The sequence below is a fragment of the Rhodococcus yunnanensis NBRC 103083 genome, from assembly GCF_001895005.1.
In the GTDB taxonomy this organism is placed as follows: domain Bacteria; phylum Actinomycetota; class Actinomycetes; order Mycobacteriales; family Mycobacteriaceae; genus Rhodococcoides; species Rhodococcoides yunnanense.
This window is the reverse complement of sequence record NZ_BCXH01000003.1, coordinates 404,700-415,636: the sequence shown is the minus strand read 5'-3', so window position 1 is coordinate 415,636 and position 10,937 is coordinate 404,700. Positions and strand designations below refer to the sequence as shown.

At 64.7% G+C, this 10,937-nt stretch carries 11 protein-coding genes and 1 pseudogene; 3 read left to right on the top strand and 9 right to left on the bottom strand.

Annotation, left to right across the window (positions count from 1 at the left end; genetic code table 11):
* From RY1_RS30345 to carD, 7 genes and pseudogenes are all read right to left on the bottom strand, one after another.
* Positions 1-398, bottom strand: a pseudogene (locus tag RY1_RS30345) (hypothetical protein); the annotation flags it as partial.
* A gap of 270 nt (positions 399-668) precedes the next feature.
* On the bottom strand, positions 669-1,670 hold the full coding sequence (locus RY1_RS08340; RefSeq protein ID WP_072803038.1) for an iron-siderophore ABC transporter substrate-binding protein: 1,002 nt from the start codon (positions 1,668-1,670) through the stop codon (positions 669-671).
* A 55-nt stretch (positions 1,671-1,725) separates the two neighbouring features.
* On the bottom strand, positions 1,726-2,709 hold the full coding sequence (rlmB, locus tag RY1_RS08335; RefSeq protein WP_072803037.1) for a 23S rRNA (guanosine(2251)-2'-O)-methyltransferase RlmB: 984 nt from the start codon (positions 2,707-2,709) through the stop codon (positions 1,726-1,728).
* Positions 2,709-4,124, bottom strand: coding sequence for a cysteine--tRNA ligase (cysS, locus tag RY1_RS08330; protein ID WP_072803097.1), 1,416 nt, complete (start codon positions 4,122-4,124; stop codon positions 2,709-2,711). Before cysS ends, rlmB begins: the two co-directional genes overlap by 1 nt.
* Positions 4,125-4,147: 23 nt before the next feature.
* Entirely contained in the window at positions 4,148-4,612 is a 465-nt protein-coding gene (ispF, locus tag RY1_RS08325) for a 2-C-methyl-D-erythritol 2,4-cyclodiphosphate synthase (protein WP_072803036.1), read from the bottom strand.
* A complete protein-coding gene (gene ispD, locus RY1_RS08320; protein WP_072803035.1) occupies positions 4,609-5,301 on the bottom strand; it encodes a 2-C-methyl-D-erythritol 4-phosphate cytidylyltransferase in 693 nt (230 codons plus the stop codon). Before ispD ends, ispF begins: the two co-directional genes overlap by 4 nt.
* A 16-nt stretch (positions 5,302-5,317) precedes the next feature.
* Positions 5,318-5,806: an RNA polymerase-binding transcription factor CarD gene (gene carD, locus RY1_RS08315; RefSeq protein ID WP_068376833.1), complete on the bottom strand. Its 489-nt coding sequence runs from the start codon at positions 5,804-5,806 to the stop codon at positions 5,318-5,320.
* A gap of 326 nt (positions 5,807-6,132) precedes the next feature.
* Between carD and RY1_RS08310 the strand changes: the two genes are divergently transcribed.
* The 3 genes from RY1_RS08310 to disA are packed head-to-tail and all read left to right on the top strand — an operon-like array spanning position 6,133 to position 9,409.
* The gene (locus RY1_RS08310) at positions 6,133-6,810 is read left to right on the top strand and encodes a copper chaperone PCu(A)C domain-containing protein (RefSeq protein WP_072803096.1); all 678 of its coding nucleotides are present in this window, start codon (positions 6,133-6,135) and stop codon (positions 6,808-6,810) included.
* A 36-nt stretch (positions 6,811-6,846) separates the two neighbouring features.
* Positions 6,847-8,256: a DNA repair protein RadA gene (gene radA, locus RY1_RS08305; protein ID WP_072803034.1), complete on the top strand. Its 1,410-nt coding sequence runs from the start codon at positions 6,847-6,849 to the stop codon at positions 8,254-8,256.
* A 49-nt stretch (positions 8,257-8,305) separates the two neighbouring features.
* The gene (gene disA / locus RY1_RS08300) at positions 8,306-9,409 is read left to right on the top strand and encodes a DNA integrity scanning diadenylate cyclase DisA (protein WP_174565355.1); all 1,104 of its coding nucleotides are present in this window, start codon (positions 8,306-8,308) and stop codon (positions 9,407-9,409) included.
* 42 nt (positions 9,410-9,451) lie between these two features.
* Here disA and RY1_RS08295 read toward each other — a convergent pair whose 3' ends face one another.
* Together RY1_RS08295 and RY1_RS08290 are read right to left on the bottom strand one after the other, a co-directional pair.
* A complete protein-coding gene (locus RY1_RS08295) occupies positions 9,452-10,186 on the bottom strand; it encodes a hypothetical protein (protein WP_072803033.1) in 735 nt (244 codons plus the stop codon).
* A gap of 89 nt (positions 10,187-10,275) precedes the next feature.
* On the bottom strand, positions 10,276-10,896 hold the full coding sequence (locus RY1_RS08290; RefSeq protein ID WP_072803094.1) for a carbonic anhydrase: 621 nt from the start codon (positions 10,894-10,896) through the stop codon (positions 10,276-10,278).
* Positions 10,897-10,937: the final 41 nt, after the last annotated feature.

Here is a 10,937-nt window from a genome sequence, read left to right as displayed (position 1 = left end):
GCCACCCGCTCCTCGATCCCACACACCGCCCCCAACACATCCACATCCACAATCGGCAACACCGCATGATCACGCACCCTCAAACCCAACTTCTCCACATACGACTCAGACTCACCCGACCCCGACCCCGACCCCGAATCACCAGACCCTGAACCACCCGACCCCGAACCAGAATCATCAGGTGCCGCATCATCAGACACAGCATCCTCAGACGCGGAGCAATCCGACATCCCATCATCAGGCCCAGTATCACCAGGCCCAGCATCATCACCTGACGCCGCAGCATCCGACACGGCATCAGGTGCCGCATCATCCGACACCGAAGCATCGGACCCAGCCAGCACCGACTCGCTCAGCACCGGATCATTCTCCCCTGCAACGCTATCCCCCGAAAGCATGCACCAAGTCTAACCCACGAATCGCCACTTGTCGAACACTAGTTCGAATTGATTCGATTTGAGATTACCCCTCGGATCTGCAGCCAAGCTCGTACTGCGCCGCCACCGAGACCGCACCACCACCAGGCCCCATCGACAAGAAATCGCGCAATCAGCCTGCGCCTCAATGGAACAGCCCAAGCCGATGCCAGGTCGACAACACCCTCACCACAACTACTACGGCGGCGACTACCGAGGTAGCCACCGCCGCAACAGTTTTGGATTCATCTTCTACTTGGACGCCGCCGCGGACAGGGGCGGGACCAACGCGTCTATAGCGTACGGGAGGCTCAGAACGGTTCCCCATGTCATCGCACCGGAGACGATGGGGTCGTCGACGAACACGTCTCGCCCGTCCTTGGCGACGTTCAACGTTTGGTACGTCGGGATGACCTTGATCTGATCGCTGGCGCCTTCGCTGCTGCCGGTATTCCAGACCAGGACGTCTAGGTCGAGCATGCCGAGCTGCTCAGTGCTGATTTCGAAGGCATCGGAATCGCCTGCAAGATCGATGATCTGCTGCGGTATCACGAATCCGAGCGACGTCAGCAACCGCGACCGCCCGTCGTTGGGCGAGCGCACCCAGAAGGTACCCGGATCTCCCGCCTCGACGACTGCTGCCGTCTTGCCCTCGAATTCGGGGTGCGCCGCGCGTTGCTCACGAAGGGCGGAATCGACGCCGTCGATCAGGTCGGTGGCTTTTTCAGTCTCGCCGAGCGTCTCACCGACGAGTCGCACGTTCTCCTGCCACGGCATGCCGAAATCCGGGTAGTCGGGTGACGTGGTCACTGTCGGTGCGATTTCGGTCAGCCGGTCGTACGCATCCTGGCTGACGTCGATGTACTGAGCCATGATCAGGTCGGGCGCGAGCGCGGCGATGCCCTCGAAGTCGATGTTCGCCTCGCCGGTGAACTGGCCCCTGTTGAACACCTCAGGATGGGCGTCACCGAGAGCGTCTTGCGCCCACGGCCACGTCGCGTCCGGATAGTCGCCGTACCAGTCCACGACTCCGACCGGCTTGTCGCCGAACGCCAGCAGCGTGTCCTGGTCCGAGTATCCGATGGTGACGATGCGTTCGGGATCGACCGGCACCCGCGTCGTGCCGAGCTTGTGCTCGATTGAACGAGACTCCGACGGCCCGTCGTCCGTCGTCGAATCGGACGAACAGGCCGCACCGGTGAGAACCAGCCCCAATGAGGCCAGTGCAGCTACGAACCGAGAACCCTTGAACATCGCAATACCAAACCTTTCCTTAGGTTTGGCTAAACTATCAGATTCGACGCCGAGGCTACCTACGCCGCTGACGCGCGATGTCTGCCAGCACGACGCCCGCAGCCACCGAGGCATTGAGGGACTCGACGGGACCTGCCATCGGGATCGACAGGATCGAGTCGCACGTCTCGCGAACCAGACGCGACAGACCCTTGCCCTCGGAGCCGACGACCACGGCGATCGGGCCACTGCCGTCGAACTCGTCGAGAGTGGTGTCGCCGCCCGCGTCGAGGCCGACGATGGTGACGCCCTTGGTCTGCCAATCCTTGAGTGTGCGAGTCAGATTGGTCGCACGCGCGACAGGGAGTCTGGCCGCTGCACCGGCGCTGGTACGCCACGCCACCGCCGACACACTGGCGCTTCGACGCTGCGGAATGACCACACCGTGCCCACCGAATGCTGCCACCGACCGCACGACAGCACCGAGGTTGCGCGGGTCGGTGATGTTGTCGAGTGCGACGAGCAGCGCAGGCTCCTGGTGCGCGCGCGCTGCGCCGATCAGATCGTCCGGGTGCGCGTAGCGGTACGGCGGAACCTGCAGCGCGAGCCCCTGATGCAGACCGTTGGCGCTGAGCTTGTCCAGATCGGACCGCGGTACCTCGAGGATCGAGATGCCCGCATCGGCGGCACGCTGAACGCTTTCCTTCAGTCGTTCGTCGCTGTCGGTACCGACGGCGACCCACAGCGCCGTCGCAGGCACTCCGGCTCGGAGGCATTCGACGACGGGATTGCGCCCGAGCACCACCTCGGGTGCGTCGTCGTTCTTACGGCTGGCGACGCGTGTGCCGGTTCCCCTGCCTCGACTGTCGCCGCGGTTGGCTGCGGACTTCTCCGCCAGCTTCGCGCGTTTGGAAGCGGGATGCTTGGTGCGCTCCACCGCCGGCGGTGTCGCCCCGCGTCCTTCGAGTCCTCGACGCCGATTACCGCCTGATCCTGCGACCTGTCCCTTTTTGGTACCGGTCTTGCGAACCGCGCCGCGCCTACTGGAATTGCCTGCCATCACTGCCCTGCTTCGTCGGTACTGCTGGTTGCCCCGACGGACCATTCGGGTCCGTTGGGGGTGTCTGTCACGTCTATGCCCGCCTTGGCGAGTCGATCTCGGATCGCGTCGGCTGCAGGCCAGTCCTTGTCGACCTTGGCCTGCGCACGCCGTTGCAACTCGGCGTCGACCAGTACACCGAGTGCGCCGAGGACGGCGTCGTTGTCCTCGCCGTCCGACGACCAGTGTGGATCGAGCGGATCCACCCCGAGGATGGACAGCATTGCCCTGACCTTCGACGCGTGTTCGACGGCACCGGACAGATCTCCGCCCTCGAGCGCGCTGTTACCTGCCTTCACCGTCGCGTGTACTGCGGCGAGTGCCTTCGGTACTCCGAGGTCGTCGTCGAGTGCTGCGGCGAAGTCCTCGGTCCAGGTACCGAGCGGAACCTCGCCTGCGCGTTCGACCGTTCGCTTCACGAAGCCTTCGATTCCGCGGTACGTCACTGCCGCTGTCTGCAGCGCGTTGTCCGAGTACTCGAGCATCGAACGGTAGTGCGCACTGCCGAGGTAGTACCGAAGTTCTTGCGGCCGAACACTTTTGAGAACGTTGGGAACCGAGAGCACGTTGCCGAGGGACTTCGACATCTTCTCGCCGCCCATGGTGACCCAGCCGTTGTGCAGCCAGTATCGGCTGAAGCCGTCGCCTGCAGCCTTGCTCTGCGCGCGTTCGTTCTCGTGGTGCGGGAACACCAGGTCCAAGCCGCCGCAATGAATGTCGAAGTCAGCGCCGAGGTACGCCTCGACCATCGCCGAGCATTCGAGATGCCAACCGGGCCGTCCGCGGCCCCACGGGGTCGGCCACGACGGCTCGCCCGGCTTGGCCGCCTTCCACAGAGTGAAGTCGCGGGGATCTCGCTTGCCCGCGCCGACGCTCTCACCCTGATGGACGTCGTCGAGCTTGTGGCCGGACAGCGCGCCGTAGTCGGGAAAGCTGACGACATCGAAGTAGACGTCGCCCTCGGCGGCGTAAGCATGGCCCGATTCGATCAGCCGCGCGATCAACTCCACCATCTGAGTGATGTGCCCGGTAGCGCGTGGTTCAGCGGACGGAGGCAGCACTGCGAGCTTGTCGTACGCCCACGTGAAGGACCGCTCGTACGTCGCGGCCCATTCCCACCAGGGACGGCCCGCGTCGCGCGCCTTGTTCAAGATCTTGTCGTCGATGTCGGTCACATTGCGGATGAACGCCACGTCGTACTCGTGTGCCAGCAGCCAGCGACGAAGAACGTCGAACGCGACTCCCGAACGCACGTGGCCGATGTGCGGCTCACCCTGAACCGTTGCCCCACACAGGTACACCGATGCATGGCCAGGGACCAAGGGGATGAATTCCCGCAGGGCCCTCGTCTCGGTGTCGTATAGGTGAAGGGTCACGACCAGCAATGCTACCGGTGCTTTTACTCCGTCATGACAAGTGCGGTCGCCACTGCCGCGATTCCCTCGCCGCGGCCGGTCAATCCCAAACCGTCCGTGGTGGTCGCCGACACCGAAACGGGCGCACCGAGCACCGCGGACAACGTCTCCTGAGCCTCGACGCGGCGTGGCCCGATCTTGGGTCGATTGCCGATGATCTGCACAGCGGCATTGCCGATGACAAAACCGTTCTCGGTGAGGAGTCTGCGTACCTCGGTGAGCATCGCAGCACCGCTGACGCCGTCCCACTCGGGCCTTCCGGTACCGAACACCGACCCGAGGTCGCCGAGCCCAGCCGCCGACAGGAGAGCGTCGCACAGGGCGTGGGAGGCGACGTCTCCATCGGAGTGCCCATCCAGGCCGTCGCCGTCCTCGAACAGTAGGCCGGCCAGCCAACACGGCCGGCCGATGCTGATCGGGTGGACGTCGGTGCCGATGCCTACTCTCATGCGTTCTCCCGAGTAGGCGCCGCGACTATCGCCTCGGCGAGGAGAAGGTCGTGAGGTGTGGTGATCTTGAACGCGAGCGCATCACCTTCGATGGTGTGCACGGTTTCGCCGAGCCGCTCGACCAGACCTGCATCGTCGGTTGCCGATCCCTCGGCCGCCGCGTAGGCACGGACCAGCAGGTCGGCACGAAAGCCCTGTGGCGTCTGGATCGCACGCAACGAGCTTCGATCGGGAGTACCGATGACGGCACCCATGATGTCGACCGTCTTCACGGTGTCCGTGACCGGCAGGACCGGCACCACGGCTGATCTACCCGCGCGAACCTCGGCGACCACGCGGCCGATCAGTGCGGGTGGAGTCAACGCGCGGGCTGCATCGTGGACCAGCACGATGTCGGCGTCACCCACCACGGACAAGCCGCAGCGAACCGACTCGGTACGTTCGGCGGCGCCTTCGACGACCACCACGTCCGCGCCGAGCAACTCACGGGTGAACTCGACCGACTCCGCGGGAACTATCACCACGATGCGGTCGACGGCGTCGGACGCGATCAAACCGTCTACCGAACGCTGAAGGAGGCTTCTTCCTCCCACTGTCACGAAGGCCTTCGGTTCTCCCCGACGGAGCCGAAGGCCTCGACCCGCCGCCGGAACGAGAGCGACGACGGGGCCTGTGATCGAACGTGCCACCTAGGAAGCTGCCACTTTACGAAGCTGCGGCGAGAACTTCGTCGAGAATCGTGTCGGCCTTGGCCTCGTCCGTGCCCTCGGCGAGCGCGAGCTCACCGACGAGAATCTGACGAGCCTTGGCGAGCATGCGCTTCTCACCTGCGGAGAGGCCACGATCCTGCTCACGACGCCAGAGATCGCGAACGACCTCGGCTACTTTGTTGACATCTCCTGAAGCGAGCTTCTCGAGGTTCGCCTTGTAGCGACGAGACCAGTTCGTCGGCTCCTCCGTGTGTGGCGCACGAAGCACCTGGAACACTTTGTCCAGGCCTTCCTGACCGACCACATCACGCACACCGACGTACTCGGCATTGTCTGCAGGAACTCGAACGGTGAGATCGCCTTGCGCGACTTTGAGAACTAGGTACTCTCTCGGTTCACCCTTGATGGTGCGGGTTTCTATCGCTTCGATCAGCGCCGCTCCGTGATGGGGGTAAACGACGGTGTCTCCGACCTTGAAAATCATGTGTCCCGTGCCCCTTTCGATTTTCCCAGTTTACCACGCGCTCGGTTCAACGGCGCAGGTCAGGGGCACAGTGCCGCGCACGCGGGGGTTGACAGGGTGACCGGAACGTGTATCCGACGCCCTTCCACGGCCCGCGGAAACACGCCCACCGCGTGTGGCCGGAGCTACACGAAACGCCGGTCAACACGCCGATGGATGCCCAGTGCCGCACCATGTTCACGACCATGTTCACGCCCCAGCGATCCGCCTCGGGAGGATGACTACTACTCTGCCTAGTGGACCTGACGTACCGGCTGGCCCGGACCGGCACAACTGGAGGACGACCCGTGACTGCGTTCAACGCTGCGATTGCGCACCGAAAGACCCGCCGATTGGCAACTGTTGTCGCCATCGCGGCCGGTGCCACCCTCACACTGGCGGCCTGTGGCGCCGGTCAGGTATCCCAGACCGCCGATCAGGTCGCCGCGGTCAACGGCAACTTCGCCGACGTCGGCAACATCTCGCTGCGCAACGTTCACGTGGTCTACCCGCAGACCGAGGAATACTCGATCGAGCCAGGCGGCAAGGTCGAACTCGGCTTCATCGCCGTCAACAACAGCCCGGCTAACCCGGACAAGCTGACCCGCATCGCGACGACGGCGGCATCCTCGGTCACCCTCGGTGAAGAGCCGGGTGGCACCGACATCGCACCGTTGACCGCACTCGGAGCAGGCGCACCCGCCGACACCAAACTCGACGATCCCCTGATCCCGCTTCAGCTCATCGTCGTCGAGCTCAACGGCATCGGTGAAGAGGTTCGCCCAGGGTTGACCGTCCCGATCACCTTCACCTTCGAGGAAGCAGGAGACGTCGAGGTCCTCGTCCCCGTCGACGCAGGCCACGTTCTTCCCCGCGACATCTCGGCCAAGTCCCCGGTCGAAGCCGAAGCGCACGGCGAAGCGGAGAGCGCCGAACAGAGTGTCGTCGAAACTCAGGTCGAAGAAGGCTCGCACGGCAACAACTGACAGTTCCTGTCGGTAGCCGTCTCTAGTTTTCTCGTCGTGGCCAAACTCAAGTCCAATTACCGATGTTCGGCCTGCCAGCACACCGTGGCGAAATGGGTCGGCCGTTGCCCGGAGTGCGGCAGCTGGGGGTCGATGGACGAGGCGCCGATTCTCGTGCCGGTGGCGTCCAGGCCAGGCGCATCAGGCCTCGGCGCTGGCAACACGAGGTCGGCGACGGCAGCGATGATTCCAACCTCGCCGGCCACTGCCCTCACCGAAGTCAGCAGCACCACCTCGCAGGCCAATACGACGGGCATCCCGGAGTTCGACCGCGTGCTTGGCGGCGGTCTCGTGCCGGGGTCGGTGGTACTGCTCGCAGGCGAACCAGGGGTCGGCAAATCCACCCTGCTGCTCGAGGTGGTGCACCGCTGGGCACGCACCGGTGAGGATCGACGCGCGCTCTACGTGACCGGCGAGGAATCCGCCGGGCAGGTTCGTCTTCGCGCCGACCGCACCGGCGCCGTCCACGAACGTGTCTTTCTCGCCGCGGAGTCCGACCTCGCAACCGTCTTCGGCCACGTCGAACAGGTCAAGCCGAGCCTCCTCATCGTCGACTCGGTCCAGACGATGCTCGCCGCCGACGTCGACGGAGTCATCGGCGGCGTCACCCAGGTTCGTGCCATCACCAGCGCACTCACCTCCCTCGCCAAGACGACGGGCGTCGCGGTTCTGCTCATCGGACACGTGACCAAGGACGGTGCCGTCGCCGGTCCTCGTTCGCTTGAGCATCTCGTCGACGTCGTACTGCACTTCGAGGGAGACAAGCACTCCACGCTGCGCATGATTCGCGGCGTCAAGAACCGATTCGGAGCGTCCGACGAAGTCGGCTGTTTCGAGCTTCGCGACACCGGAATCGAAGGTATCTCCGATCCGTCCGGACTGTTCCTGCATCGCCGAACCGAGGCCGTCCCCGGCACGGCCGTCACGGTCACGATGGACGGCAAACGCCCGCTCCTCGCCGAGTTGCAGGCTCTCGTCGTCGATACGCAGATGCCGTCACCCCGCCGGGCGGTCAGCGGGCTCGACGGGGCGCGGGTGGCGATGATCCTCGCGGTACTGGAACGACGATGCGGCATCAAGATGGCGAGGAGTGAGGTCTACGCCGCGACGGTCGGCGGCATGCGCACCAGCGAGCCCGCCGCGGATCTAGCACTGGCCGCGGCCGTCGCATCGGCGGTCACCGACACGCCGTTGCCGCCGGGTGTCGTGTACCTGGGCGAGGTAGGGCTGGCGGGCGAAGTGCGGCGCGTGTCCGGGCTCGGTCGGCGCCTGGCCGAGGCCGCGCGGCTCGGATTCACCCATGCCATCACACCGGAACACGATGATTCCGTACCGTCGGGTATGACGGTGCGTACCGCCACGAATCTCGGCGAAGCGCTGAACTACGTAACAATGCGGGCCGGATGACACCAGCGGCGTACCCTCTACCTGCGAGACTGTGACAAACCACGAGGGGATGAACATGGACGATTCCGCACGCGACGCCACGTCATCCCCGGCACTTCGGGACACCATCGCCCGTCTCGCACCTGGAACAGCACTTCGTGACGGCCTCGAACGCATACTCCGAGGCCGAACCGGCGGCCTCATCGTCCTCGGTTACGACGAGGAAGTCGAGCAGATCTGCGACGGCGGTTTCGAACTCGATGTCGAATTCGCGCCGACACGTCTACGTGAGCTGTCGAAAATGGACGGCGCTGTGGTGCTGTCCACCGACGGAAAACGGATCGTTCGATCCAATGTGCAACTTGTTCCCGATCACAAGATCCCGACCGTCGAATCCGGAACCCGCCACCGCGCGGCCGAACGAACGGCTATGCAGACCGGATACCCCGTCGTCTCCGTCAGCCAGTCCATGAGCATCGTGAGCGTCTACGTAGCGGGTGTACGGCACGTCGTCGAAGGGTCTGCCACGATCCTGTCGCGAGCCAACCAGGCCGTCGCGACCCTCGAGCGTTACAAGGCGCGCCTGGACGAGAACACACGTCAACTCTCGGTCGTCGAGATCGAAGATTTCGTGACGCTGCGCGACGCACTGACCGTCGCACAACGACTGGAAATGGTCCGGCGCGTGTCGGTGGAAATCGAGCAGAACGTTCTCGAACTCGGGACCGACGGCAGGCAACTTGCACTGCAGCTCGAAGAGCTTCTCGGCGACAACGACGCAGACCGTCAACTCGTCGTCCGCGACTACCTCGCGGGCCCGGAGCCGTCCGGTACCGCAGCCGTCGAGAAAGCACTGGCATCACTCGACAAGCTCACCGACGTCGACCTCCTCGACCTGACCACTCTCGCCAGGGCCTTCGGGTACCCGGCCACCATCGAGGCCCTCGACACCCCGATGAGCCCGCGCGGATACCGGGTACTCACCCGCGTGCCGCGGCTGCAGTTCAGCCAGATCCACCGGCTGGTCGGTTCGTTCGGAACGCTGCAGGGACTGCTTGCGGCAACAGCTGCCGACCTGCAATCGGTCGACGGCATCGGCGGACTGTGGGCCCGGCACATCCGAGAAGGGCTCTCCCGACTCGCCGAATCCTCCATCGCCGGTCCGTACGACTAGCCCTGCCCTCGGCCTCTTGAACGGCTAGGTGATATTGAACGGCTAGGTGATATTGAAGGGCTCCGGCGAGCTGCGGAGCTCACCGAGCTGAGCGATCACCTTGTACGAGCCCACCCCGACCGGGATGCGCTCGTCGGCGCAACCGGGAACCGAATTCGTGCCGGACCACTTGACGGTGAAGCCTGCCTGCTCGCCCGGCTTGAAAGTGCGCAGATCGGACTGTGCGTCCGGGAAGCAATCGGTGTTGGACCAGATGCGCTGATCGTCGAGGGTGTAGACGAGCGCCTGCTGCAGGCCTGCCCCGACGTCGCGCTGGCATTCGGTCGAACTGATGTTGGTGATGACGACGGTGAACCCTGGCTCCTCGCCGACACGGTACGACGGCTTGTCCGGCGTTGCCTTGACCGCGAGACTCTGATCCGCGCACTGGTTGGACGCTGCAGGCGCGCCGGCTGCGGGAGCTGCTGCCGTCGTCGTAGCAACCGATCCCGAGCCCGATGCTCCGCTCGACGTACCGCCACCACCCGACGTGCCGCCGGATCCGCCGCCCGAGGTCGAGTTACCCGACGAGGGGGTCGCGGACGAACTAGGCGTCGCAGCCGGGCTCGACGTCGAGACGACACCTGCAGGCTCTGCCTGCGGAGGTTCGTCGTTGCCACCACCGAGCGAGGAGATGAACCACACGATCAAACCGAGCACGACGACGGCCGCACCGATGGCGAGTGCGCGACGACGCCAATAGATTTCGGGAGGCAAAGGCCCGGTTGGTTCCAACACAGAACAACCGTAATGGCCAGCAGCTACGTATCCATGAAGCGCTTGCGGCGTGTCGTCGCCGAGGTGGCGACGACGTGAGGAACCAGGCCTTAAGGCTGTTCGCCGATGTTGCCGATGACCTCGCGGAGGATCGCGCTTCCGTCGGACAGGTGGTAGGTCAGGCCCACGATGGCGAGCTCTCCTGCTTCGACCTTCTCCGCGACGACACGAGAGCGCTGAATCAACAACTGACCGGTCTCCTCGACGTGCCGAGCTTCGAAGTCGTCGATACCGGTGTAGCCGTCACGTCGAGCGGACAGCACGGACGGAGTGACGCGCTCGACCAGGTCACGGATGTACCCGCCGGGCAGGTCGCCCGATTCCAGTGCGTCGACCGTCGCTTTGACGGCGCCGCAGCTGTCGTGACCGAGCACCACGATCAGAGGCACCCCGAGAACGCCCACGCCGTACTCGATCGACCCGAGGACCGCGGAGTCGATGACGTGACCGGCCGTGCGGACGACGAACATGTCGCCGAGACCCTGATCGAAGATGATCTCCGCGGCGACACGAGAGTCCGCGCAACCGAACAGCACGGCACTCGGATGCTGGCCGTCGGCGAGGCGCGCGCGGTCCTCGATACCCTGACTCGGGTGCAGTGATTCGCCTGCGACAAACCTCTGGTTACCCTCTTTGAGGGACTTCCACGCTGATACGGGATTCGTTGGCACGCCATTCATTGTGCACCGGCGCGGTGCTACCGGCGAGTCGG